20 protein-coding genes and 1 tRNA gene are annotated in these 25172 nt (G+C 72.9%); 14 read left to right on the top strand and 7 right to left on the bottom strand.

The window, feature by feature from the left end; genetic code table 11:
* Nucleotides 1–137: 137 nt before the first annotated feature.
* A complete protein-coding gene (locus tag ACFVTF_RS14435; RefSeq protein WP_371516824.1) occupies nucleotides 138–1241 on the top strand; it encodes a DUF475 domain-containing protein in 1104 nt (367 codons plus the stop codon).
* 70 nt (nucleotides 1242–1311) lie between these two features.
* Here ACFVTF_RS14435 and ACFVTF_RS14430 read toward each other — a convergent pair whose 3' ends face one another.
* Nucleotides 1312–2472, bottom strand: a complete 1161-nt coding sequence (locus ACFVTF_RS14430) for a DUF2637 domain-containing protein (protein WP_387813526.1) — start codon at nucleotides 2470–2472, stop codon at nucleotides 1312–1314.
* Nucleotides 2473–2845: 373 nt separating this feature from the next.
* On the opposite strand from ACFVTF_RS14430, the gene ACFVTF_RS14425 reads away from it, so the two are divergent.
* The gene (locus ACFVTF_RS14425; protein ID WP_371516822.1) at nucleotides 2846–3592 is read left to right on the top strand and encodes a Tellurium resistance; all 747 of its coding nucleotides are present in this window, start codon (nucleotides 2846–2848) and stop codon (nucleotides 3590–3592) included.
* A gap of 63 nt (nucleotides 3593–3655) precedes the next feature.
* Here the strand turns inward: ACFVTF_RS14425 and ACFVTF_RS14420 are convergent, their stop codons facing one another.
* Nucleotides 3656–4843, bottom strand: coding sequence for a TerD family protein (locus tag ACFVTF_RS14420; RefSeq protein WP_387813523.1), 1188 nt, complete (start codon nucleotides 4841–4843; stop codon nucleotides 3656–3658).
* Between the two features lie 373 nt (nucleotides 4844–5216).
* Here ACFVTF_RS14420 and ACFVTF_RS14415 point away from each other — a divergent pair, with 373 nt between their 5' ends.
* The 3 genes from ACFVTF_RS14415 to ACFVTF_RS14405 all read left to right on the top strand — a co-directional run bounded on the left by ACFVTF_RS14415 (nucleotide 5217) and on the right by ACFVTF_RS14405 (nucleotide 9945).
* Complete coding sequence (locus ACFVTF_RS14415; protein WP_387813520.1) at nucleotides 5217–6413, top strand: HpcH/HpaI aldolase/citrate lyase family protein; 1197 nt, start codon at nucleotides 5217–5219, stop codon at nucleotides 6411–6413.
* 122 nt (nucleotides 6414–6535) lie between these two features.
* Nucleotides 6536–9034 carry a phosphoribosyltransferase gene (locus ACFVTF_RS14410; RefSeq protein WP_387813517.1) on the top strand — a complete coding sequence of 833 codons (2499 nt, stop codon included), beginning with the start codon at nucleotides 6536–6538 and terminating at the stop codon, nucleotides 9032–9034.
* Nucleotides 9034–9945: an HAD family hydrolase gene (locus tag ACFVTF_RS14405; protein ID WP_387813514.1), complete on the top strand. Its 912-nt coding sequence runs from the start codon at nucleotides 9034–9036 to the stop codon at nucleotides 9943–9945. Before ACFVTF_RS14410 ends, ACFVTF_RS14405 begins: the two co-directional genes overlap by 1 nt.
* 16 nt (nucleotides 9946–9961) lie before the next feature.
* Here the strand turns inward: ACFVTF_RS14405 and ACFVTF_RS14400 are convergent, their stop codons facing one another.
* Nucleotides 9962–10192: a zinc ribbon domain-containing protein gene (locus ACFVTF_RS14400; protein WP_063347431.1), complete on the bottom strand. Its 231-nt coding sequence runs from the start codon at nucleotides 10190–10192 to the stop codon at nucleotides 9962–9964.
* Between the two features lie 80 nt (nucleotides 10193–10272).
* Nucleotides 10273–11640: a hypothetical protein gene (locus ACFVTF_RS14395; RefSeq protein ID WP_387813511.1), complete on the bottom strand. Its 1368-nt coding sequence runs from the start codon at nucleotides 11638–11640 to the stop codon at nucleotides 10273–10275.
* Nucleotides 11641–11802: 162 nt separating this feature from the next.
* Here ACFVTF_RS14395 and ACFVTF_RS14390 point away from each other — a divergent pair.
* The 3 genes from ACFVTF_RS14390 (at nucleotide 11803) to ACFVTF_RS14380 (ending at nucleotide 15786) form a co-directional block, all read left to right on the top strand.
* A tRNA-Val gene (locus ACFVTF_RS14390) sits at nucleotides 11803–11877 on the top strand.
* Between the two features lie 120 nt (nucleotides 11878–11997).
* Nucleotides 11998–13041, top strand: a complete 1044-nt coding sequence (locus ACFVTF_RS14385; protein ID WP_387813508.1) for an HNH endonuclease — start codon at nucleotides 11998–12000, stop codon at nucleotides 13039–13041.
* A 159-nt stretch (nucleotides 13042–13200) separates the two neighbouring features.
* On the top strand, nucleotides 13201–15786 hold the full coding sequence (locus tag ACFVTF_RS14380) for an ATP-dependent Clp protease ATP-binding subunit (RefSeq protein WP_387813707.1): 2586 nt from the start codon (nucleotides 13201–13203) through the stop codon (nucleotides 15784–15786).
* Nucleotides 15787–15840: 54 nt separating this feature from the next.
* On the opposite strand, the gene ACFVTF_RS14375 is transcribed toward ACFVTF_RS14380, so the two are convergent.
* Nucleotides 15841–16716, bottom strand: coding sequence for a metallophosphoesterase (locus tag ACFVTF_RS14375; protein WP_371516813.1), 876 nt, complete (start codon nucleotides 16714–16716; stop codon nucleotides 15841–15843).
* A gap of 225 nt (nucleotides 16717–16941) precedes the next feature.
* Here ACFVTF_RS14375 and ACFVTF_RS14370 point away from each other — a divergent pair, with 225 nt between their 5' ends.
* The 6 genes from ACFVTF_RS14370 (at nucleotide 16942) to ACFVTF_RS14345 (ending at nucleotide 23611) form a co-directional block, all read left to right on the top strand.
* On the top strand, nucleotides 16942–17853 hold the full coding sequence (locus ACFVTF_RS14370) for a serine protease (protein ID WP_387813505.1): 912 nt from the start codon (nucleotides 16942–16944) through the stop codon (nucleotides 17851–17853).
* A gap of 277 nt (nucleotides 17854–18130) precedes the next feature.
* Complete coding sequence (locus ACFVTF_RS14365) at nucleotides 18131–19621, top strand: S28 family serine protease (RefSeq protein ID WP_371516811.1); 1491 nt, start codon at nucleotides 18131–18133, stop codon at nucleotides 19619–19621.
* 165 nt (nucleotides 19622–19786) lie between these two features.
* Nucleotides 19787–20452, top strand: coding sequence for a TetR/AcrR family transcriptional regulator (locus tag ACFVTF_RS14360; protein ID WP_371516810.1), 666 nt, complete (start codon nucleotides 19787–19789; stop codon nucleotides 20450–20452).
* On the top strand, nucleotides 20436–22070 hold the full coding sequence (locus tag ACFVTF_RS14355) for an acyl-CoA dehydrogenase family protein (RefSeq protein ID WP_387813500.1): 1635 nt from the start codon (nucleotides 20436–20438) through the stop codon (nucleotides 22068–22070). The genes ACFVTF_RS14360 and ACFVTF_RS14355 overlap by 17 nt, the downstream gene beginning before the upstream one ends.
* Nucleotides 22067–22945 carry an amidohydrolase family protein gene (locus ACFVTF_RS14350; protein ID WP_371516808.1) on the top strand — a complete coding sequence of 293 codons (879 nt, stop codon included), beginning with the start codon at nucleotides 22067–22069 and terminating at the stop codon, nucleotides 22943–22945. The genes ACFVTF_RS14355 and ACFVTF_RS14350 overlap by 4 nt, the downstream gene beginning before the upstream one ends.
* A gap of 177 nt (nucleotides 22946–23122) precedes the next feature.
* A complete protein-coding gene (locus tag ACFVTF_RS14345) occupies nucleotides 23123–23611 on the top strand; it encodes a hypothetical protein (protein ID WP_387813498.1) in 489 nt (162 codons plus the stop codon).
* Between the two features lie 7 nt (nucleotides 23612–23618).
* On the opposite strand, the gene ACFVTF_RS14340 is transcribed toward ACFVTF_RS14345, so the two are convergent.
* Both ACFVTF_RS14340 and ACFVTF_RS14335 read right to left on the bottom strand, forming a co-directional pair.
* Entirely contained in the window at nucleotides 23619–24455 is an 837-nt protein-coding gene (locus tag ACFVTF_RS14340; protein ID WP_371516806.1) for a helix-turn-helix domain-containing protein, read from the bottom strand.
* 165 nt (nucleotides 24456–24620) lie between these two features.
* Nucleotides 24621–25103: a DUF2269 family protein gene (locus ACFVTF_RS14335; RefSeq protein ID WP_371516805.1), complete on the bottom strand. Its 483-nt coding sequence runs from the start codon at nucleotides 25101–25103 to the stop codon at nucleotides 24621–24623.
* Nucleotides 25104–25172 lie beyond the last annotated feature (69 nt).

Raw genomic sequence — 25172 nt, 5'->3', positions numbered from 1 at the left:
GAACAATCGCACCCAACCTACGATCATGAGAACAGAAGGCAGTGCGGGGGTGACCTGACCGGGCCCGGCCCGGTCAGGGCGTCTCGGGACGAGGCCGCCCCCGGCACGGCCCGAAACCCGAAAGGTAACCAAGTCCCGTGTTCCTCCGCACTTTCGGCTGGTCGTTCGCGATCACCGTCCTAGGCCTGATCGCGGCCGGACTGCTCTGGGGGGCCCAAGGATTCGGCATCGTGCTGATCCTCTCCATCCTGGAGATCTCCCTGTCGTTCGACAACGCGGTGGTCAACGCCACGGTGTTGAAGCGGATGAACCCGTACTGGCAGAAGATCTTCCTGACCGTCGGCGTGCTCATCGCCGTGTTCGGCATGCGGCTGGTCTTCCCGCTGCTGGTGGTCGGCCTCACCGCGAAGCTCAACCCCGCGACGGTCATCGACCTCGCGCTGCACTCCGACAAGACGCACGCCGGCCTGACCTACGGTCAGTACCTGGAGGCGGCCAACCCCGCCATCGCGGCCTTCGGCGGCGTCTTCCTGCTCATGATCTTCCTCGACTTCGTGTTCGACGACGAGAAGGAGCACAACTGGCTGGGCTGGATCGAGCGCCCGCTGCAGAAGGTCGGCAAGCTGGACGCCTTCTCCAGCGTCGTCGCGCTGGTCGTGCTGGTGCTGGCCTCCAACTTCTTCGCCGAGGAGCACGCCGAAACCGTCCTGCTCGCCGGCGTCCTCGGCCTGATCACCTATCTCGTGGTCGGCGGCCTCTCCTCGATCTTCGAATCGGGCCTGGAGGAGGACGCCGAGCGCGAGGAGGAGGCCGAGAAGTCCGGCAAGTCGATCCTCCAGGTCGGCGGCAAGGCCGCGTTCTTCCTCTTCCTCTACCTGGAGGTCCTGGACGCCTCGTTCTCCTTCGACGGCGTGGTCGGCGCGTTCGCCATCTCCAGCGACATCTTCCAGATCACCCTGGGCCTGGGCATCGGCGCGATGTACATCCGCTCGCTGACCGTCTTCCTGGTCCGCAAGGGCACCCTGGACGACTACGTCTACCTGGAGCACGGCGCGCACTACGCGATCGGCGCGCTCTCGGTGATCCTGCTGGTCGGGATCAAGTACCACATCCCGGAGATCGTCACCGGCCTGATCGGCGTCGCCTTCATCGGGCTGGCGCTCGGCTCGTCGATCCTGCGCAACCGGCGCGAGGCCGCGCGGGACGAACCGGAACTGGTGAGTACGAGTACCGGCGAATAGCCCGCCGGGTACGCGAAACGGCCGCCTCCGGGAATCCGGGGGCGGCCGTTCCACGTCGCGGTGGGCCCGCTCAGCCGAGCTGCTGCTCGATCGCGCGCAGCTTGCGCTCCAGCGAGTCCAGCTTGGGCATCGACAGGGTGTCGTCGTCGGCCGTCAGGTCGATGGCCGAGCTGCGGTAGGACGAGCCCGAGCCCGATCCGGCGGACGAGGAGGAGTAGGACGACGAGTAGGACGAGGAGGACGCCGAGGAGGACGGCGCGTACGACGAGCCGACGGCGGCACGCGGGCGGCGGCCGGCGTCCAGCGCGGCCGGCTCCAGCGGGCCCGAGCCGGCCTGGTGCGAGGAGGCGGTGTCCGACTCGGCGGCTAGGGCAGGCTCCGTAGCGGTCTGGCCGTCGCCGGCAGCCGTGAGCGCGGGCACCTGGCGGCCGCCGCGGGCCCGGGCGAGCATGCCGCCCTGGCGGGAGATGGCCTTCAGCTCGGCCCGCTCGCGGCGGTCGGCCGTGCGGGCCCGCACCTTGGCGTCCAGCTTGGCCTGGCGCTCCTCGCGGACCTCCTCGACCGCCTCGTCCAGGCTGCGGACGTTCTCCAGCAGCATCAGCGACCAGGCCGCGTAGGTCTCGCGCGGGGCGCGCAGCCAGCGGACGATCCGGATCTGCGGCAGCGGGCGCGGCACGAGCCCCTGCTCGCGCAGCGCGGCCTTGCGGGTCTGCTTCAGCGCGCGGTCGAACAGGATCGCCGCCGAGATCGACATGCCGGAGAAGAACTGCGGGGCGCCGTCGTGCGACACGCCGCGCGGCGCGTGCACCCAGTTGAACCAGGCCGAGGCGATCGCGAACACCCAGACCAGCAGGCGGGAGCCGAGCGCGGCGTCACCGTGGCTGGCCTCGCGGACGGCGAGCACCGAGCAGAACATCGCGGCGCCGTCGAGACCGAACGGGACGAGGTACTCCCAGCCGCCGGACAGGCCCAGGTTCTCCTTGCCGAAGCCCACCAGGCCGTGGAAGGACAGCGCGGCCGCGACACCGGCGCAGCAGAACAGCAGCGTGTAGGAGGAGATGCCGTAGATCATCTCCTTGCGCCGCCGACGCTCCTCGCTGCGCTCCCAGGAGTCGCCGGCCTCTTCCTTCTTCGTGTTCTTGAAACGCAGCGTCGCCAGCAGGACGGCGACGAACAGCAGGGCTGCGCCGCCGACGACGGTCCAGACCAGCTGTATGGAAGTCAGGTTCATTGCGGGTCGGGCCTCGGGTTTCCGCAGGGGACGGGTTCACAGAGCGACACAGGCGGTCAGCTCCCGGTACTCGGGTCGCGCCTGACGGTTCGTTCGTCGCCGCACGGCGTACCCGCCGCACCCGCGCAGGGGCGGACGGGACACCTGTGCGGCTAGACGATATCGCGTCCGAAGGGGCGGCATGTTACGGGAGGGGGGCTTCCTCCCGCCAATCGACCCACCGGCCGCCCCACTCGTCGACCCGGCGGTGAGCGCCGGGGGGCCCGACGGGGTAGGGGAGGGGAAGGTTTGGGTATCCGAGGGCCGGGCTGATGCCCGATCATGGAGCGGCGGACCGTCAGATCGCCTGACGGGAGCAGGGGGAGAGGGCGGGATGGTCTCGATCTGGGAGTACCTGCGCGGGGAGCGGAACTACACCTTCGACAACCCGGGCGGTCAGCACAAGGTCATACTCACCAAGTCGACCCCGCAGCACGCGATCACCGGGTCCGCGGCCACCACCGGCTACCTCTACGTCAACCTGCACTGGACCACCCGCTCCGGGGCCGTCCGGCCGAGTGCCCGCGAACGCGCCAAGCGCCTCTTCAGCCCCCGCATCCTGCGCCCGCTGGAGCCGGACTCGGTGCAGAACGAGCAGGTCAACGTCGACCTCGACCTGGCGTGCATGTACGAACTGTCCGACGGGAGCAGCGGCGTGGTGCAGCCGCTCGGCGGCTACTTCGGCGACCTCCGGGAACCGCCGTACATCAAGCTCAGCGGTGACGACCAGTACGGGGCGCCGTCCGGCGAGACGATGTACGTCAACCTGGAGAAGAAGGACAAGTTCAAACGGCTGCTGATCTTCGTCTATATCTACGACGGCACGCCGGCCTTCGAACAGTCCCACGCGGTGGTGACGATCGTGCCGCAGACCGGGCCGCGGATCGAGATCAAGCTGGACGAACGGGCCCGGGCGGCGCGCTCGTGCGCGGTGGTGCTGATCGAGAACGCGGGGGACAACCAGCTGACGGTGCGCCGCGAGGTGCGGTACGTCAACGGGTTCCAGGCGGACATCGACCGGCTGTACGGGTTCGGGATGCAGTGGCAGCGCGGGTACAAGAGCCAGGGCGGCTCCGACTAGGGGCTCTCTTCCGGATCGCGCCGGGCGGCGGTGGTGTTCTGAGCGGGCCGATCAGCGGGCCGCTCAGCGGGGCTGGAACTGCGGGCCCTGCGGCGGCAGGGCGAACTCCTCGCCGGTGGGCGGCTGGGCCGGGGCCGGGGCCTGGGCCGGCGGTTGCGCGGGGGCCTGGGCCGGAGGCTGCTGGCCGGTGCCCGCGTGCGGGTAGCCGTAGCTGCCGGGGTGCTGCTGCGGGGCGGGCTGCTGCTGGTGCGGGTAGCCGTAGCCGGTGCCCTGCTGCTGCGGGTACGGCTGGGGGGTGGGGTGCGGGTACCCGTAGCCGGTACCGGGCTGCTGGTGCGGGTAGCCGTAGCCGGTGCCGGGCGGCTGCTGGGGCTGTGGCTGCTGCGGGTAGCCGTAGCCGGTGCCGGGCTGGTGGGCCGGGGGTGCGGTCGGGGCCGGCGGCGCGGCCGGGGGAACGGTGGGCGGCGCGGTCGGCGGGGGCGGCACCGTGCCCGGGGCAGCCGCGGCGGGCTGCTGCTGGGGCCGGCCCTGGGGGGTGGCCGACGGCTGCGGGACGGCCGGGGCCAGGGTGAAGGTGCCGGGCTCGGGCGGGGCGGTCGGGCGCGGGGCGGGCAGCGGGGTGCTGCGCGGGTCGACGGCGGAGGTGGGGGTGGCCGTGGGGGTGGCCGTCGAGGCCGCCGCCGGGGCCGGGTCGGACTCCGCCTCGTCGTCGACGGTGATGCCGAAGTCGGTGGCCAGGCCGATCAGGCCGGAGGTGTAGCCCTGGCCGATCGCCCGGAACTTCCAGGCGCCGCTGCGCCGGTACAGCTCGCCCGCGACCAGGGCGGTGACGTTCTCGCCGTCGGAGATCGCGAACTCGGCGAGTGCGGGCGTGCCGTCCCCGGCCGTGGCGTCGAAGAGCAGCAGGCGGAGCCCGGGCACCGCGCGGAAGGAGCCGCCCTCGGAGGAGCCGGCCAGCACCACCCGGTCGACGTCGGCGGGCAGCTTGGCGAGCTCGACCTCGATCGTGTCGATGATCTCGGCGCCGCCGGAGGTCTGCTGCTTGGGCAGGTGGCGCACCAGGCCGGAGGGGTGCCGCGGCTGGTTGTAGAAGACGAAGTCGGCATCCGAACGGACCTTGCCGGTGGCGCCGAGCAGCAGCGCGGACGCGTCCACGTCCGGCGCACCGGGCGTGGCGCTCCAGCGCAGCACGGCGCGGACCGCCGCGGCCGGCAGTGCGATGTTGGCGCCCTTGGCCATCACGTGCGTCATAGCCGACCATCCTGCCCGTTCGCCACCCCTTCGGACAACGTGACCGGGACCGTCGGAACCGGGTCGAACTTTGCCAAGACTTGCGCTTGCCGGGGGTTTGCCGGTGCTCGACCGGTGATCGGTGATCTGGACGGCGATGTTCCGGGAGTTCAGTGCCGAGGAACCGGGGACGGCCGGAATCCGTCCGTACGATGGGCGGTCCAAGGGCCCGCCGGGGTCGGGCGGAGGGGGGTCCGCCGGCGCCCGTCCGGGAACCACGGAGCCCCGTGGACCGGTTAACCATGGTGTCGCACCGCTGGATCGCGGTGTCGTCCCGCGCCGCCGCACGCCCCGGCAACGGACCGGTGGCCGTCAAACCTCTGAGGAGAGCACCTTGCGCCATTTCGGCCACCTCGCCGACGACGTACGCGGTCGCCTCTTCCTCGAACCGCCCCGGCCGTTCACCGCGCGGAGCGAGGCCGCGGTGCTGGCCACCGCCCTCGGCGGCACCCTCTACAGCCCCGCCACCCGGCCCGCGCTGGCCGCCGACATCCGCAAACAGGCTGCTCGGGGCGTGGTGTCGATGGTGCTCTGCCTGGAGGACGCGATCGCCGACCACGAGGTGGACGCGGGGGAGCGGAACCTGATCGAGCAGTTGAATGACCTGGTCAGGGATTTCACCGACTGCGCACAAGGCCACCCCCTGCTCTTCATCAGAGTTCGAGCCGCCTCCCAGATCCTCGACCTGGCCCAGCGGCTCGGGCCGGCCGTCGAGCTGCTGAGCGGGTTCGTCCTGCCGAAGTTCACCACGGAGACCGGCGGCGCGTACCTGGCCGCCCTGGCCGCCGCCGAGGCCGCCACCGGGCGCCGGCTGTTCGCCATGCCCGTCCTGGAGTCACCCGAACTCGCCCACCTGGAGACCAGGCGCCAGCAGCTCTTCGGCATCGCCGACCTGCTCGCCGGGCACCGGGAGCGGGTGCTCGCCGTCCGCCTCGGCGTGACCGACCTCTGCTCCGCGTACGGCCTGCGCCGCTCGCCCGACCTCACCGCGTACGACGTCGCCCTGGTCTCGGCGGTGATCGGCGACGTGGTCAACGTGCTCGGCCGGGCGGACGGCACCGGGTACACCGTCACCGGTCCGGTCTGGGAGTACTTCCCGGTCCAGGAACGGATGTTCAAGCCGCAGCTGCGCCGCACGCCGTTCGCCGAGGCCCCCGGGACGGCCCGGGCCTCCGGCGAGGAGGTCCGCCGGCGGATCATCGAACACGACCTGGACGGGCTGATCCGGGAGGTCGAGCTCGACCGGGCCAACGGCCTGCTCGGCAAGACCTGCATCCACCCCAGCCACGTCCCCGCCGTGCACGCCCTCTCGGTGGTCACGCACGAGGAGTACTGCGACGCCCGGGACATCCTCCGGCAGGAGCAGGACGGCGGCGGGGTCCTGCGCTCGGCGTACACCAACAAGATGAACGAGGCCCGGCCGCACCGGGCCTGGGCGGAGCGGGTGCTGCTGCGGGCGGAGGTGTTCGGGGTGGCCCGGGAGGACGTGAGCTTCGCGGATCTGCTCTCGGCCTGCCTGTGCGGGGGGTGAGGGGGCTGTCCCGCCGCTTCGACCCATCCGAACGGTCCGACCGATCCGACCGTCGACTGACTCCGACCGATCCGACCGATCCGAAGACCGCACCACCGCACCATGCGAAGGCAGGACCAGCAGTGACAGCACAGCAGACGTGGACCGGCAGTTGGGTCGCCGACCGGGCCGGCATCGCCCTGACCGGATCGGACCGCCTCCCCGAACTCGTGGGCCTGGCCCTGCGTTCCCAGAACCCGAAGCGCGCCCACCTGCTGGTCTCCACCGTGCTCGGCAAGCACGTCCCGCAGCGGCCCGCGGTCGTCCACGGCGTCGGGCTCGAACTCGGCTGTCAGGTCCGAGAGTTGCTCGGCGACGAGGCCGCCGGGCGGGCCGTCGTCCTCGGCTACGCGGAGACGGCCACCGGTCTCGGCCACAGCGTCGCCGACGGCCTCGACGCCCCGTACCTGCACTCCACCCGCCGCCCGGTGGCCGGTGTGCCCCCGCTCGGCGGCTTCGAGGAGGAGCACTCGCACGCCACCTCGCACCTGCTGCTCCCCGCCGATCCCGAACTCCTCACCGGCAGCGGCCCGTTGGTGCTGGTCGACGACGAGTTCTCGACCGGCCGCACGGTCCTCAACACCATCCGCGAACTGCACGCCCGCCACCCCCGCGACCACTATGTCGTCGTCGCCCTGGTCGACCTGCGCTCCGCCGCCGACCGCCGCCGGCTCGCCGACACCGCCACCGAACTCGGCGTCCGGCTCGACCTGGTGGCCACCGCCAGCGGCGCCGTCCAACTGCCCGCCGACGTCCTGGACCGCGCCGAGCGGCTGATAGCCGAGGCCGCCCCCGCCCCCGCCGTGCCCCCCGGAACGCCCGCGCCGCTCGCCCGGGTCGACCTGGACTGGCCCGCCGGGCTCCCCGACGGCGGCCGGCACGGGTTCACCGCCCGCGACCGCGCCCGACTGGACACCGCCCTGCCCCGCCTGGCCGGACAGCTGGCCGACGCACTGCCCGCCACGGCGCGGCGCGTGCTGGTCCTCGGCTTCGAGGAGCTGATGTACGCCCCGCTGCGGCTGGCCGGCGCACTCGCCGACCGGCTGGGCGGCGACCGCGTCCGCTACTCCACCACCACCCGCTCGCCCGTCCTCGCCGTGGACGACCCCGGCTACGCCATCCGCACCCGCCTCGCCTTCCCCGCCCACGACGACCCGCAGGACGACGCTTCGCGCGAGCGCTACGCCTACAACGTCGCCCCCGGCAGCGACCCGGCCCGCCGCTTCGACGCGGTCGTGCTGGTGGTCGACGACGTCGCCGACACCCCCGCCCTGCGCGAGGGGGAGCGCGCCCTGCTCGGCCAGCTGCGGCAGGTCACCGACCAGGTGGTGCTCGCGGTGCTGCCCTCCCACCGGCCTTCCCGCCGGCCGTCCGGGCTGCCGTCCCAGCTGCCTTCCCACGTGCCTTCCCGCCTGCTGTCCGGGCTGCCGTCCCGCCTGCCGTCCCCGTTGTACGGCCCGGCGTTCTCCTCCTACCGGCCCGACGAGGTGGCCTGGCTGCTCAAGGACCTCTCCGGCGTCCCGCTCGAAGCCCCCACCGAGGAGCGCGAGGAGGCCGTCCAGAACGGCGGCGCGCACTACGCCGAATCGCTGCCGGTCGAGTACCAGCCCAGCCCCGAGTACCAGGAGCTGTTCCACCAGGCGCTGCGCGCCTCCGCCCGCCGCATCGCGCTCGCCGCCGGCACCGTCGCCGAGACCCTGCTGCGCGAGCGCGGCCCCGGCCTGGTGCTCGCCTCGCTGGCCCGGGCCGGCACGCCCGTCGGCATCCTGGTCCGCCGCTGGCTCGCCCACGTCCACGGCCTCGACACCCCGCACTACGCCGTCTCCATCGTCCGCGGCCGCGGCATCGACCCGGTCGCCCTGCGCTACCTGGCCGCCCACCACCGCGCCGGCGACGTGGTCTTCGTCGACGGCTGGACCGGCAAGGGCGCGATCACCCGCGAACTCGCCGAGGCCCTGGCCGGCACCGGCTTCGACCCGGACCTCGCCGTCCTCGCCGACCCCGGCCGCTGCGCGCGCACCTACGGCACCCGGGACGACTTCCTGATCCCCTCCGCCTGCCTCAACTCCACCGTCTCCGGCCTGGTCTCGCGCACCGTGCTGCGGCCCGGCCTGATCGGCCCGGACGACTTCCACGGCGCCAAGCACTACGCCGAACTGGCCGGCGCGGACGTCTCCGCCGCCTTCCTCGACACCGTGGCCGACCACTTCGACGCCGTCCGCCCGGAGGCCGTCGCCGCCGCCGACCGGCTGTCCACCGCCCCGGACCGCACGCCCGACTGGGCCGGCTGGGCCGCCGTCGAGCGGATCAGCACCGAGTACGGCATCGACAGCGTCAACCTGGTCAAGCCCGGCGTCGGCGAGACCACCCGGGTGCTGCTGCGCCGCGTCCCCTGGCGGGTCCTCGCCCGGCGCGGCGCCGGCGCCGACCTCGACCACGTCCGGCTGCTCGCCGCCCAGCGCGGCGTCGAGGTCGAGGAGGTGGACGGCCTGCCGTACTCCTGCGTCGGCCTCATCCACCCCCGCTACAGTCGGGGAGCGACCGGGGCCTCCGGTAGGACCGTTGTGGTGAAGGAGTCCTGATGAACGCCGATGTCCTCGTCGCCAGCGACCTCGACCGGACGCTCGTCTACTCCAACCGGGCCCTCGCCCTGGACGTCCCCGACCGGCTCGCGCCCCGGCTGCTCTCCGTCGAGGTGCACGACGGCAAGGCGCTCTCGTTCATGACCGAACAGGCCGCCGCGCTGCTCACCGAACTCGTCCGGCAGGCCTGGTTCGTCCCCGCCACCACCCGCACCCTCGCCCAGTACGAGCGGATCAACCTGCCCGGCCCGACGCCCGGTTGGGTCCCCGCGTACGCGATCTGCGCCAACGGCGGGCACCTGCTCGTCGACGGCGTGCCCGACCAGGACTGGCGCACCGAGATCACCGCGCGGCTCGCCTCCGGTGCGGCCCCGCTGGAGGAGGTCGTCCGGCAGCTCGCGCTGAGTGCCGACCCCGAGTGGACGCACAAGCGCCGCGTCGCCGACGGGCTGTTCGCCTACCTCGTCGTCGAGCGCGCCGCACTGCCCGCCGGCTGGCTCGACGAGCTGACCGGCTGGTGCGCCGAACGCGGCTGGACGGTCTCGCTCCAGGGCCGCAAGGTCTACGCCGTCCCCGCGCCGCTCAGCAAGAGCGCCGCCCTCGCCGAAGCCGTCCGGCGCACCGGCGCGAGCACCGTGCTCGCGGCCGGTGACTCGCTGCTCGACGCCGACCTGCTGCTCGCCGCCGACGCCGCCTGGCGGCCCGGGCACGGCGAACTCGCCGACGGCGGCTGGACCGCCCCCGGCGTCACCGCCCTCGACGAGGTGGGGGTGGCGGCGGGGGAGGAGATCGTCCGACGCTTCCTCGCCCGGGTGGCCGCCACGCCCGTCGCGACCGTCATGCCCGTCGCGCCCGTCGCGCCCGCCACGACCGTCGCGCCCGCCACGACCGTCGCGCCCGTCGTTTCCTGAGGGGAAGCGGGAGCGGTCAGCCGCAGCAGCCGCCGCCGCAACAGCCCCCTCCGCCACCACCGTTGCCGGAGGGGGCCTGGCGCGGGGCGCCGCCCGAAGCGGAGCCGGTGACGGCGACGGCGGACAGCAGCTTCACGGTGTCCTCGTGGCCCTGCGGGCAGACGGCGGGGGCGCCGGCCTGCGCCATCGGGCGGCGGAGTTCGAAGGTGGCTCCGCAGGAGCGGCAGCGGAAGTCGTAGCGTGGCATACCGGCAGGGTACCCAGGCGGCGCCCTGCCAGTGCCCTGCCAGTGCCCTGTCTGCGTCCTACGGGGGTCCTGCCGGGGTGCTACCGGTGCCCGCCCAGATCGCCGCGGATCAGCCCGATCACCTGCGCCGCCGTCTCCCGCACGCCCGCCAGCTCGGTCAGGAAGTGCCAGTAGTCGGGGTGCCGGCCGGCCGCCTCCAGGGTGGCCACGGCCCGGTCCAGCCGCGCCACCGCCTCGTCCAGCGGGGCGGCGTGCCGCGGGTCCGGCGCGCTGCGGCCCGTCATCGCCAGCCGCTGCGCGTCGCGCAGGGCGAACCGGGCCCGCTCCACCTCCCGGTGCGGGTCGTGCTGCACCTCGTTCAGCTGCCGCAGCCGCTCGTTCACCGCGACCACCGACCCGTCCGCGGTGTCCAGCAGCGCGCGCACCGTACCGATCGCGCCCGTCGCGTCCGCCCAGCGCTGCTCGTCCCGGGCCCGGGCGGCCTCGGCGAGCTTGCGCTCCGCCGCCCGCCCGGTCTCCGCGACCTGCTCCGACACCCGCTGGAGGTCCTGCCAGCAGGCCGCGCTGAACCGGCGGCGCAGCTCGCTCAGGGCCGGCTCGACCGTCTCCGCCTTGGTCTCCAGCGCCTGGATCCGGGTCCGCAGGCTCGCCACCCGCCGGTCGATCTCCCGTGCCCGCTCCGGCAGTTGACCGGCGTCGGCCGCGATCGCCTCGGCGCGCTGCCGCACGTCGTCCGCGCGCCGCAGTGTCGGCGCCACCCCGTGCCGGGCCGGCCCCTCGTTCAGCAGCCCGAGCTCCGGCGCCAGTTCGGCCAGCCGGGCCGCCAGGTCGTCCGCCCGCAGCCCGGCGCCGCGCACCGCGTCCAGCGCGTTGCTCGCCTGGAGCAGCGCGCGCTTCGCCTGCTCCACCGCCGGGGTGACCCGCATCAGCTGCTGCTCGGCGCGCTGGAGGATCGGCTGCAGCCGCTGGAGGAAGTCGTTCAGCTCCGCCCGGGCCGAGCCGAGCTGCCCCTTCACGTCCTCCAACTGCCGCCGGGCCCGCGCCGCGGTGCCGGCGTCCAGCGCCTCGTCGTCCAGGTTGTACGCGTCCAGCGCGCCCAGGTAGTTCACGGTGACCTGGTCCACCCGGCCGGTGATCCCCGCCAGGTCCGCCAGCGCCCGGCGGGCCGCCGCCTCGTCCTCGGCCGCCCGGACGGTCTCCACCGCCAACTGCACCTCGCGCTGCGTCGAGTCCAGGTCGTAGAACGCCTCCTGCGCGGCGTCCCGGGCCGCCTTGGCGTCCGCCCGCACACCCTCCCCGCCGCGCCGGCCCCACCAGCCGCCCGTCCCGGCCGAGGCCAGCCCCAGCGCACCCAGCGCACCCGCCAGCACCACCGGCACCACCAGTGCGTCGGCCAGCGCACTTCCCGCCCGACGCCACCCCCGCCCGCTCCCGCCGGCCACCGTCACTGCGCGCTCCCTGCTCCGACCCGCTGATCCACCCCCATTCTTCCCGATCACCCCGCCGCACCGGCACCCCCACCCGTCCCACTCCCCGACCACCCGCACCACAGCACCCCCCGGGACCAGGTACCCTAGGCAGTCGTCGTGCCCCCACCGGGCCGCGACAGGGGGCGCGTAGCTCAGTGGTAGAGCGCTGCTCTTACAAAGCAGATGTCGGCGGTTCGAAACCGTCCGCGCCCACCACCGTTCGAAGGGCCGGTCCCAGGAGAGATGTCTCCTGGGACCGGCCCTTCGTCGTTTCCGGGCTGCACTGTCGGTGCGGCGTGCAAGGCTCCTCGCAGGACCGGTACGTGGGGAGCGTTCATGGGGAACCGCAAGAAGCTACGGAAGAATCCGATGCAGGGCGAGCGGCCTAAAGCTGTCGCGATCTATCACGATATGGCGGTCTATGAGAACTTCGAGCGTGCCGCAAAGAGGATCTTCGAATGCGTGCAATCTGCCGAGAGGGAGAAGCCCGGGGCCCCGCGACACCTCTACATCGATGTTCAGGGGCACCGGAACGAGCAGGGCGGATTCGACCATGACGCTTTTGAGCTGATCCATGACTTCGCCCTTAAATATCTCTTCGAGTATCTGACCGAGGTCGGGACCCCGCTCATCCACGTCAGGAACAACAAGCCGCAGAGGAATGACCTTCCGGATGCCCTGCGCATCGGCTACCCGGATGACGGGAGTGATTACGGGTACAGTGCTGCGGAGCTGGCGGTGAAGCCTCGGGAGCAGCAGCCGGATGACAGGAAGTCGCCGCCCACGGTGCGCGCGATCGCCGAATATCTGGGTGTGGGGGAGGACCCCGCTTGTTTGATCTGCTGGCGCAGGCCGGTGGAGCGCGCGCACGTCATCCCCCTTTCCCTCGGGGGATCCATGGATGTCCGGAACTTCGCGCTTCTGTGTAAGGCGCACCATGCGGAAGCCCCTGATGTCGCAGATGCCGAGAGCTTTTGGGCCTGGGTGGACTACGCCGAACTTCGTGATAGCCCGGACAAATGGCTGGACGCTCCGGACGAGTTCAAGGAATGGCTTCGGTCGAACAACATGAAGATCGGTGTCGGGCAGCGCGAGCCGATATCCTTCTTCGCTGCGGTCAAGCGAGAGCTCAAGTCCCTCTACGGATGGCAGGAGTCGGACTTCGTGGACGTGGAATGGCAGCGGTTGATGGAGGAGTTCCATCACGTTCTGGACTCCTCCACCGGGAAACATTTTTCGATCGAAAAGAAGATCTCCACTCACGCCTGGGCGTATCACGTCGCGCGTGAGCGCGCTACGTCCCCGAATGGGCGGACCTTGCCCATTGCCAACCTCGTGCCCGAGGTTCTTGGGGGTGGGACGGCGGAGCAAGCTGACTGAACGGCAGGTTGCGGAGGCCCTGGGCGTGCGGCGGGCGGGGCGGGGGAGTTGGGGGGGGTGCTGCCAGGGGGCGGGAGGGGGCGGGGCTCGGGAGGCGGGGTGGGGCGGGCTGTGTTTGGGTGGCTGCACACCGCTTGGGAGAGGTGATCCTCCGTGACCATGCCCCCGTTCGGATCGAGCGATCCGTTCTCCGATCTGCTCAGCCGCTTCTTCGGGATGAGTCCGATGGCCTCCCCGCCCGCCGTGCAGCGGGTGCCGATCGGGCGGCTGCTGAGCGAGTCCTCGCAGGAGCTGCTGGGGCTGGCCGCGCACCGGGCCGGCGAGGACGGGACCAGCGACCTCGACACCGGGCACCTGGCCTGGGCGGCCACCCGGGTGGAGCCGTCGCGCCGGATGCTGGAGCGGGCGGGGATCGACCCTGACCAGCTGGCCGGTGACCTGGAGCGGGCGCTGCCGTCCGGGGACGGGGCGGCGGTGGGTGACGGGCAGCCCGCGCTGACGCCGTCGGCCAAGCGTGCGCTGCTGGCGGCGCACGCCCGCTCGCAGGCGGCCGGGGCCTCGTACATCGGGCCGGAGCACATCCTCGGCGCGCTGCTGGACCAGGAGCGGTCCGGGGCGGGGACGGCGCTGCGCAACGCGGCGCCCTCGCAGGAGGCGCTGAAGACGGTGCTGGAGGGGCGCGGCGTCGGCGGGGAGCGCAGCAGCACGGGCGCGCACCCGAGCGAGACGCCGACGCTGGACGAGTACGGGCTGGACCTCACCGAGGCGGCGCGCTCGGGCCGGCTGGACCCGGTGGTCGGGCGGGCCGAGGAGATCGAGCAGACCGTCGAGATCCTGTCCCGCCGGACCAAGAACAACCCGGTGCTGATCGGCGAGCCGGGTGTCGGCAAGACCGCGATCGTGGAGGGCCTGGCGCAGCGGATCGTCTCCGGGGACGTGCCGCAGAGTCTGCGGGACAAGCGGGTCGTCACCCTGGACCTGACCGCCCTGGTGGCCGGCTCCAAGTACCGGGGCGAGTTCGAGGAGCGGCTGAAGAAGGTGATCGACGAGGTCACGGCGGCCGAGAAGAGCGTGATCCTGTTCCTGGACGAGCTGCACACCGTGGTCGGCGCGGGTTCCGGCGGCGAGGGTTCGATGGACGCCGGCAACATCCTCAAGCCGGCGCTGGCACGCGGCGAACTGAGCGTGGTCGGCGCGACGACGCTGGACGAGTACCGCAAGCACGTGGAGAAGGACGCCGCGCTGGAGCGCCGCTTCCAGCCGGTGCTGGTGCCCGAGCCGAGCGTCGACGAGACGGTCGAGATCCTGCGGGGGCTGCGGGACGCGTACGAGGCGCACCACCAGGTGCGGTTCACCGACGAGGCGCTGGACGCGGCGGCGACGCTGTCCGACCGGTACGTCAGTGACCGCTTCCTGCCGGACAAGGCGATCGACCTGCTGGACCAGGCCGGCGCCCGGGTGCGGCTGCGCAGCCTGAGCGGCTCGACCGAGGCGACCGGGGTGCAGGACCGGATCACCAAGCTGAAGCGGGAGTTGGACGAGGCCGTCGCGGACGAGGAGTTCGTGCGGGCGGCCAACCTGAAGGCCGAGCTGCGGCAGACCGAGGACGAGCTGGCGGCCGTCGCCGAGTCCCGCGAGGAGGTCGTCGACGTGACCGCCGACGACATCGCGCAGGTGCTGTCGTCCCGGACCGGCATCCCGGTCGCGGAGTTGAACGCGACCGAGCGGGAGCGGCTGCTCAAGCTGGAGGAGCACCTGCACGAGAAGGTGATCGGCCAGGACGAGGCGGTCACCGCGGTCGCCCAGGCGGTGCGCCGCGGGCGGGCCGGGATGGGCGACCCGGACCGGCCGACCGGCTCCTTCCTCTTCCTCGGCCCGACCGGCGTGGGCAAGACCGAGCTGGCGAAGGCGCTGGCCGCGCTGCTGTTCGGCGACCCGGACCGGATGATCCGCTTCGACATGAGCGAGTTCCAGGAGAAGCACACCGTCTCCCGGCTGGTCGGCTCCCCGCCCGGGTACGTCGGCTACGACGAGGCCGGGCAGCTGACCGAGGCCGTCCGTCGCAAGCCGTACAGCGTGCTGCTCTTCGACGAGGTGGAGAAGGCGCACCCGGACGTCTTCAACCTGCTGCTCCAGGTGCTGGACGACGGGCGGCTGACCGACGCCCAGGGGCGGACGGTCGACTTCCGCAACACCGTGGTGATCATGACCAGCAACATCGGCTCGCAGCGCATCCTCGACCACGCCGGGAACGTGGACGAGATCCGCGGCGACCTGATGCGCGACCTGCACCAGCAGTTCCGGCCGGAGTTCCTGAACCGGATCGACGAGGTGATCGTCTTCCACGCGCTCACCCGGAAGGACCTGCTGTCGGTGGTCGGTCTGCTGCTGGAGCGCAGCCGGCGCCGGCTCAAGGCGCAGGACGTGCAGCTGGAGGTCACCGAGGCGGCCAAGGAGTGGCTGGTCAACCGCGGGTACCAGCCGGAGTTCGGGGCCCGGCCGCTGCGCCGGACGATCCAGTCGGAGCTGGACAACCGGGTGTCCAACCTGCTGCTGGACGGCACGGTGCGGGAGGGCGACACGCTGATCGCGGAGGTGAGCGACGGCGACCTGGTGGTCACGCTCGCCCGGCCGGAGGCGTCGGCGACCTTCGAGGAGGCGGAGAAGAAGGCGCAGGAGGAAGCGGGGGAGAAGGCGGAGGAGGAGGCGGGGGAGAAGGCGGAGGAGGAGGCGGGGGAGGCCTGATCCGTCGGAGATCCGCCCCGCCGCCGGACGGTCGGGCGGCGGGGCGGCGCGTACCTACGCCTGCGGGAAGACCTCGCGCAGCAGCGGCTCCGGCAGCCCGCGCTTGCGCCACTCGCGCGGGTAGCCGAGCGAGACCTCCTCGAACGGGACGCCGTCGTAGCTGGTCTTGCGGGGGATGTGCAGATGGCCGTAGATCATCGCTGCGGTGTTGAAGCGGCGGTGCCAGTCCGCGGTCAGTTCGGTGCCGCACCACTGGGCGAACTCGGGGTACCAGAGGATCTCGGTGGGGTGGCGGACCAGCGGGTAGTGGTTGACCAGGACGAGCGGTACGTCCGGGTCGCAGGCCGCCAGCCGCTGCTCGGTCAGCCGGACGCGCTCGCGGCACCAGGAGTCGCGGTCCGGGAACGGGTCCGGGTGGAGCATCCGCTCGTCCGCGCAGACGATGCCGCTCTCGTAGGCGGCCGCCAGGGACTCCTCCTTGGTGGTCGTGCCCGGCGCGCGGAATGAGTAGTCGTACAGGAGGAAGAGCGGGGCGATGCGGACCGGCCCGCCGGCGCCCTGCCAGAGCGGGTACGGGTCCTCGGGGGTCAGCACGCCGAGGTTCCGGCAGAGGTCGACCAGGTGGTCGTAGCGGGCCACGCCGCGCAGCTGCACCGGGTCCTCGGGGTGGGTCCACAGCTCGTGGTTGCCGGGGGCCCACACCACGCGGGCGAAGCGTTCGGCGAGCAGCCCGAGCGCCCACTCGATGCTGGTGGTGAGCTCGGCGACGTCTCCGGCGACGAGCAGCCAGTCGTCGGGGCTGGTGGGCCGGAGCTTCTCCACCAGGTCGCGGTTCTCCTGGTAGGAGATGTGCAGGTCGCTCACGGCGAGCAACCGCCCACCCGCCCCCGTGGGCTCCGACGGCGCGTCGCTGCGGTACTCGGTAGTCACTCCTGCCCCCTGTGGTCACCCGTCCGATGTCGCCACAGTACGTGGCGGACGGGGGCCGTGGGGCGGGTTGACGCGATCGGCGGTGCGAAGGGAGGGGCCGGCGCACCGCCGCCACCGCGCGAACGAGCCATTGCGGCCGAAGTGTTTTCTTGGTGTCGTCTTGACTCTTGACAGTGAGTCATGTCCGCGACAGCTTTGGTGCACCCCCACACCGAGAGGTCTCTCATGAAGAAGCCGCTCATAGGCATGCTCGCCACCGTCCTGGTCGCCGGAGCAACCGCCCTCGCCGGCGCCCTCCCGGCCCAGGCCGCCGCGGAGGCCCCCGCCGCGGTGTCCGCCGCGGCCCAGGACGGCCAGTCCCTGAGCGCCCAGGCCCAGCTCACCGACACCAAGGCGGCCCCCCGCGCCGTCAACTTCGCCGGGACGGTGGCCCTCAACAACTGTTCCGGTTCGCTGGTCCGGATGCCGGGCTCGGCCGCGAGCGACCCGGCCCTCGTCCTGTCCAACGGCCACTGCCTGGAGTCCGGGATGCCCGGCCCCGGCGAGGTGATCCTCAACCAGCCCTCCAGCCGGACCTTCACCCTCCTCAGCTCCACCGGCAGCGGGCTCGGCACCCTGCGCGCGACCAAGGTGGTCTACGGCGCCATGACCGACACCGACGTGTCGATCTACCAGCTGAACACCAGCTACGCCTCGATCCAGTCCCGGTACGGGATCGCCCCGCTGACCATCTCCGCGGCCCACCCCACGCAGGGCACCTCGATCAAGGTCGTCTCGGGCTACTGGAAGAAGATCTACTCCTGCTCGATCGACGGCTTCGCCTACCAGTTGAACGAGGCCGACTGGACCTTCAAGGACTCGGTCCGCTACACCTCCGGCTGCAACGTGATCGGCGGCACCTCCGGCTCGCCGGTGGTGGACGCGAACACCGGGCAGGTGGTCGCGGTCAACAACACGATCAACGAGAACGGCGAGTCCTGCACCCTCGACAACCCGTGTGAGGTCGACGAGAACGGCTCGGTGACGGTGCACCAGGGCATCGGCTACGCCCAGGAGACCTACGGCATCCCGGCCTGCTTCGCCGCCGGCAACCGGTTCGACCTCACCCTGCCCGGCTGCACCCTGGTCCGGCCCTGACCCGACCGTCGCGACGGCCCTGACCCGACCGTCGCGAAGGCCGATCCGAACTGGCCTGCCTGGCCTGGCCTGACCTGAACCGACCGCCGCCCCGTGCCCGACCGCCACGTCGTGACGGAACCGGGGCGACCCCGCTGACCAGCACCGATCCCCGATGGGCCACCCGCGAACGGCGGGTGGCCCATTCGGCCGTCCACCGGGCGGCCGCCGCACCACCCGCGCCGCGCTGTCGTCCCGACAGGGCGGCAGTCATATCCGCGTGACCAATGGAGAGTTGATGACCACCACGCTGCGAAGGCTGCTGGTTTCCGTCCTGCTGATACCGCTGCTCGCGCTCGGCGGCCTGGCGACCCCGGCGCTGGCCGCCGGCGCCCAGGGCGCCGACGCCGCCGGGGCCGCCCACGGCCGGAGCCCCGCCGACGACCCGAATGCCGACATCAAGGACCGGCTGGCGGCGATCCCCGGGGTGACGATCACCGAGGAGAAGCCGACCACCACCGGCCACCGCTACTTCCTGCTCACCTACACCCAGCCGATCGACCACTTCCGCCCCTGGCTGGGCACCTTCCAGCAGCGCTTCAGCGTGCTGCACCGGGGCTACGACCGCCCGACCGTCTTCTACACCAACGGCTACACGCTGGGCACCAACCCGTCCCGCACCGAGCCGACCCGGCTGGTGGACGGCAACCAGGTGTCCATCGAGTACCGGTACTTCACCCCGTCGCGCCCCGAGCCGGCGGACTGGTCCAAGGCCGGCATCCGCCAGCAGGCCGCCGACTCGCACCGGCTGGTGACCGCGCTCAAGCGGATCTACCAGCAGGAGTGGCTCTCCACCGGCGCCAGCAAGGGCGGCATGTCCTCCACCTACTTCCGCCGCTTCTACCCGGACGACGTCGCGGGCACGATCGCGTACGTGGCGCCGAACAACACCGACGTCAACGACTACGCGGCCTACACCAACTTCTTCCGCACCGTCGGCACCCCCGAGTGCCGGGCCGCGCTGAACGCCGCCCAGCGCGAGCTGCTGGTGCGCCGCGACCGCCTGGAGACCCGCTACGTGGCCGACAACAAGGCCGCCGGCTCGACCTTCAACACCCTCGGCACGCCGGACCGGGCGTACGAGGCGGGCGTGCTCGACGTGGTCTGGGCGTTCTGGCAGTACAGCACCGAGGCGGACTGCGCCAAGGTCCCGGCCGCGGCCACCGCGACCGACGACGCGCTGTACGCGTGGTTCGACTCGCAGTCCGGCATCACCGGCAACAGCGACCAGTCGCTGGCGAAGTACACCGCGTACTACTACCAGGCCGCGACCGAGCTGGGCGCGCCGTTCTTCGACGTCTCGCACCTCAAGGGCGTGCTGCACTACGACTACAAGGAGCTGTACGCGGCCCGGTCGTACGTGCCGAAGGACATCCCGATCTCCTTCAACCCGAACACGATGCGGGACATCGACCGCTGGGTGAAGCACGACGCCGAGCGGATCATCTACGTCTACGGCGGCAACGACCCGTGGGGCGCCAAGCCGTTCAAGCTCGGCCGGGGCAGCGACGACAGCTACGTCTACACCGTGCCGGGCGGCAACCACGGCTCCAACATCGGCCAGTTGCCGGCCGCGCAGTCGGCGGAGGCGACCGCCAAGGTGCTGGAGTGGGCCGGCCTGGGCGACCAGGACGCCGCCCGCTCGCTCGGCAAGAAGCAGCAGATCCCGCCGTTCGGCCCGCTCGACGAGGAGGGCCTGAAGCTGGAGTCGCAGCGCCACCCGCTGTAGAGCGCCACCCGCTGTGACCGGCAGGTCGTAGCACCGTGTGACGCCTTGGAGGAGGCCGCCCCCGGCCGGGGGCGGCCTCCTCGCGCGTCCGGCGGGGCCGACCCACCGGGGACGGGCTCCGTCCGACCCCTATCTGAAGCACTGAATCGGTGCTTCAATACTTTCATGGCCTACCGACGCACGCCCGCCGTCCAAGCCCGGCTGGACGCCCAGCGCGAGGCCGTGCTGCAGGCCGCCGCCCTGCTGCTTGCCGAACGCGGCTACGGCGGCTGCACGATGGCCGCCGTGGCGGACCGCGCCGGGATCGCCACCGGAAGCCTCTACCAGCACTTCGCCAACAAGGCCGAGCTGTCCGTGCAGCTGTTCCGCCGGGTGGTCACCCGCGAGATGGCGGCCGTCGACGCGGCCGTCGCCCTCCGGGAGGGCCCGCGGCAGCGGATCGCCGCGGTCGTCGAGACCTTCGCCGCCCGCGCCCTGCGCGCGCCCCGGCTGGCGTACGCGCTGCTGGTCGAGCCGGCCGACGCGGTCGTGGACAGCGAGCGCCTGGTGTTCCGCCGGGCGTTCCGGGACGTGATCGCCACCGAGATCGCCGCCGCCGTGGCGAGCGGCGAACTCCCCGAGCAGGACCCGGTGCTGACCGCCGCCGCGCTGGTCGGCGCGGTCGGCGAGGCGCTGGCCGGCCCGCTCGCGGCCGCGCCCGTGCCTGCGGCGACGGCCGCACCCACGGAAGCGGCCGCGCCCACGAAGCCGGCGGGCACCACCGACGTGGTCCCCGCCCTGGTCTCCTTCACTCTGCGTGCCCTGGGAGGACGCGATGACAGCGACGCATGAGGTCACCAACCAGGTGCCCCTGCCGTACGGACACGACACCGCCGCCGATCCGACCCTGCTCGCCGCCCTGCACCGGGCCGGCGCCGGCTGGGCCGAGGCCGAGCTGCACGAGCTCGGCCGCCTGGCCGGCTCCGAGCAGGCCGCCGAGTGGGGCCGGCTGGCCAACGAGAACCCGCCCGTCCTGCGCACCCACGACCGCTTCGGCCACCGCGTCGACGAGGTCGAGTTCCACCCGGCCTGGCACGAGCTGATGCGCACCGCCGTCTCCCACGGCCTGCACGCCGCGCCCTGGCGGGACGAGCGGCCCGGCGCGCACTCCGCCCGGGCCGCCAAGTTCTTCGTCTGGGGGCAGGTCGAGGCCGGCCACACCTGCCCGATCTCGATGACCTACGCCGCCGTCCCGGCCCTGCGCGCGAACCCCTCCCTGGCGGGCGAGTTGGAGCCGCTGCTGGCCGCCACCACGTACGACTTCGGGCTGCGCGAGCCGCGCACCAAGCGCGGGCTGATCGCCGGCATGTCGATGACCGAGAAGCAGGGCGGCTCGGACGTCCGCACCAACACCACCACCGCGACCCCGCACCCGGACGGCACCTACCGGCTGACCGGCCACAAGTGGTTCACCTCGGCGCCGATGTCCGACCTGTTCCTGACGCTCGCCCAGGCGCCGGGCGGGCTCAGCTGCTTCATGCTGCCGCGCGTCCTCCCGGACGGCACCCGCAACCGCCTCCAGCTGATGCGGCTCAAGGACAAGCTCGGCAACAAGTCCAACGCCTCCGCCGAGCTGGAGTACGACGGCGCGGTCGGCTGGCTGGTCGGCGAGGAGGGGCGCGGGGTGGCGACCATCATCGAGATGGTCAACATGACCCGCCTGGACTGCACCGTCGGCGCCGCCTCCGGCATGCGCTACGGCGCCACCCGGGCCGTCCACCACGCCCTGCACCGGCGCGCGTTCGGCCGGCCGCTGGTGGACCAGCCGCTGATGCGCAACGTGCTCGCCGACCTGGTGGTGGAGTCCGAGGCGGCCACCGTCGTCGCGATGCGGCTCGCCCGGAGCACCGACCTGGCGCTGGCCGGGGACGAACCCGAGGCGCTGGTGCGGCGGTTGGGCCTGGCGGTGGCCAAGTACTGGGTCTGCAAGCGCGGCCCGGCGCACGCCGCCGAGGCGCTGGAGTGCCTGGGCGGCAACGGCTACGTCGAGGAGTCCGGGATGCCCCGGCTCTACCGGGAGGCGCCGCTGGTGTCGATCTGGGAGGGCTCCGGCAACGTCGCCGCCCTGGACGCGCTGCGCGCCATGGCGAAGCGCCCGGAGACGGTCGAGGCCTTCCTCGGCGAGCTCGACGCCGCCGCCGGGGCGGACCGCCGGCTGGACGCGGCCGTCGCCGACCTGCGCAAGCAGCTCACCGACCAGGCCGACCTGGAGTACCGGACGCGCCGGCTGGTCGAGTCGATGGCGCTGGCCTTCCAGGGCGCGCTGCTCGTCCGCCACGGCAGCCCGGCGGTGGCGGACGCGTTCTGCGCCACCCGCCTCGCCGGCGACCGCGGCTCCGCCTTCGGCACCCTGCCGTCCGGCGTCGACACCGCCGGGATCATCGACCGGGCCCGCCCGGTGCCGGCGTGAGCGAATCCCAGGAGGTCCGCGCGTTCTGGCAGGCCCTGGGCCTGCCGGGCCTCATCGACGTGCACACCCACTTCATGCCGAAGAACGTCCTCGACAAGGTGTGGGCGTACTTCGACGCGGCCGGCCCGCTGGTGAACCGGCCCTGGCCGATCACCTACCGCGAGGCCGAGGAGCAACGCGTCCAGCGGCTGCGGGACTTCGGCGTCCGGGCGTTCACCTCGATGCTCTACCCGCACAAGCCCGGCATGGCCGGCTGGCTGAACGCGTGGTCGGCCGACTTCGCCGCCCGCACCCCGGAGTGCCTGCACACCGCGACCTTCTTCCCCGAGCCCGAGGCGCCCGGCTACGTGGCCCGCGCGATCGAGGACGGCGCCCGGGTGTTCAAGGCGCACGTGCAGGTCGGCGGTTACGACCCGGCGGACCGGCAGCTGGACGAGGTGTGGGGGCTGCTCGCCGAGACCGGCACGCCGGTGGTCACCCACTGCGGGTCCGGACCGGTGCCGGGCAACTTCACCGGCCCCGGTCCGATCGGCGAGGTGCTGAAGCGCCACCCCGGACTGGTCCTGGTGGTCGCCCACCTCGGCATGCCCGAGTACCGCGACTTCCTCGACCTCGCCGAGCGCCACCCGGCCGTCCGGCTGGACACCACGATCGCCTTCACCGACTTCGCCGAGGCCGACGTGCCGTTCCCGCGCGCCGAACTGCCGCGCCTGCGCGGCCTCCGGGACCGCGTCCTGCTCGGCAGCGACTTCCCCAACATCCCGTACCGGTACGTGCACCAGCTGGAGGCGCTGGCCGGGCTGGGCCTGGGGGAGGAGTGGCTGCGGGCCGTCTGCCACGACAACGCCGCCGGGCTCTTCGGGCTGCCGGGCTGAGGCGGCCGGTCGCCGGGGGCGCGGCTCTGAGCGCCCCCGGTCCCGGTCCTGGCCCCGACCTCGGCTGGGGGCCCTTACCTGCGGGGTAATCGACGCCCGGCGGCCGGGCGGGCAGGGTGGGTGGCCCGGCCGGCGTCACCGCCGCCGGGCCCATCCCCGTCAGGAGGCTGATCCGCCATGTCCGCGAACACCCTCACGCCCACCCGCCCCGGCTCCACCTCCCCCCTGTGGACGGTGCGCGGCGTGCTCGCCCTGGACGCCCTGGTCACCGGCGGCAACGGCCTCGTCTACCTGGCCTTCGCCGGCCCGGTCGGCGAACTGCTCGGGGTCGGCCGCAGCGTCCTGCTCGCCCTCGGGCTCTTCCTCACCGGCTACGCCCTCGGGGTCGGCGCCCTGGCCGCCCGCCGGCGGCCGCCGCGGCTCGCGGTGCAGGCGGTGATCGACCTCAACGCCGTCTGGGTGGTGCTCAGCCTGGTGGCGATGGCGGCCTGGCTGGAGCCGACCACGGCCGGCGCCGTCTGGATCCCGGTGCAGGCCGTGGTGGTGGCCCTGTTCGCCGTCCTCCAGTTCACCGCGCTGCGCCGACGCGACGGCCGCGTCGGTCGCGACGGGGGTGACGGCCGCGACGGCCGCGTCGGGGGCGGCACCGAGGGGCGCCGCACCTGAACCGGGGTCAGCGCTCCGGGCCGACCGCGTCCTGGAGGAACCGCACCGTCTCCGCGTCGGCCGGCAGGAGGGTCTCCATGGCCAGCTCGGAGACCGTCACGTCCAGCGGCGTGTTGAAGGTCGTGATGGTGGACAGGAACGACAGCACCCGCCCCTCGTGCCGGATCCGCATCGGCAGCGCGAACGGGAACGGCCCGGCGCCGTCCGCCTGCTCCCCGCCCGGGCCCGGGTCGTCCGCCGCCGTCGGGTAGCCGGCGACCTCCTCGTACAGCCGCCGCAGCGCCTCGCCGCGCAGCAGCTCGATCCGGTGCTCCACCCGCTCCAGCAGGTGCCGCCGCCACTGCGGCAGGTTCACGATGCGCGGCGCCAGCCCCTCGGGGTGCAGGGCGATCCGCATCGCGTTGAGCGGCGGTTCCAGCAGGTGCGGGGCGACGCCGTCGAGGAGCAGTCCGAGCGAGCGGTTGGCCGCCAGCACCCGGAAGGTTCCGTCGACGACCAGCGCCGGGTACGGGTCGTGGGCGGCGAGCAGCCGCTCCAGCCCGCCGCGCAGCGCGTCCATCGACGGGTCGTCCAGCGGCGTCTCGGGGAAGTGCGGGGCATAGCCGGCCGCGAGCAGCAGGGTGTTGCGTTCGCGGACCGGGACGTCCAGGTGCTCGGCGAGCCGCAGCACCAGCTCCCGGCTCGGGCGGGACCGGCCGTTCTCGACGAAGCTGAGGTGCCGGGTCGAGGAGTCCGCCCGCAGGGCCAGTTGCAGCTGGCTGAGCTGCCGCCGTTCGCGCCAGCCGCGCAGCAGCGGACCGACTCCGGTACCCGTCGGGCTGCCCATGCCCGCCATGATCGTCATGGCCAGGACGGTACTGGACCGGGCCCGCCCCGGGGGAGAGGGCCTTCCGGCCCGGGAAGCGTGGCGCCGGGCGGCGTGGTTCCGGACGGCGTGGCGTCGGGCGGCACGGCTGGGCGGTGGAGTCGCTCGTTCGGTAGGGCTTCGGTACGGCTTCGGGGGCCCGGCTCAGACGCCGGTGCTCGACCCCGGCCGGATGACCATCAGCACCACGACCACCGCCCACAGCAGGTTGAACACCCCGGCCGTCATCGGCAGCAGCCGCAGGCCCTGGACGGCCTTGGCGTGCTGCTCCGGCGCGGTGTCGGCGCCGAGCGCGTCCACCGCGGCCTGCTGCCCGGGCAGGACGAAGAGCAGCAGCGAGAGCGCGGCGATCGCGGTGAGCACCATCGAGACGATGATCCAGGACTGTCCGAGCACGTCCATCACCTGGGCGAGGCCGATGCCCATCACCGGCACCGCGACCCCCAGCAGGGCGTAGACCTGGGTGATCCGGTGCAGGATGCGCAGCACGCCCGCGTCCGCGGCCTGGTCCGGCCCGCCGGCCAGCGCGGCCTTGGCCCGGCGCGGGAACATGCTGACGGCCACCGCGACCGGGCCTATGAACAGGACCGACGCGAGGACGTGCAGGCTCAGCAGGAACTTGGCCATGGCGGGGACACCCTTACATCCGGCGGTGGGCAGCTGGTGCGGCGGGCGTCCGGTGGCGGCGCGCCCGCG

This window comes from Kitasatospora sp. NPDC057940, from assembly GCF_042887425.1.
Lineage (GTDB): Bacteria > Actinomycetota > Actinomycetes > Streptomycetales > Streptomycetaceae > Kitasatospora.
The sequence above is the reverse complement of the archived record's forward strand: the minus strand, read 5'-3'. Positions and strand labels throughout refer to the sequence as shown.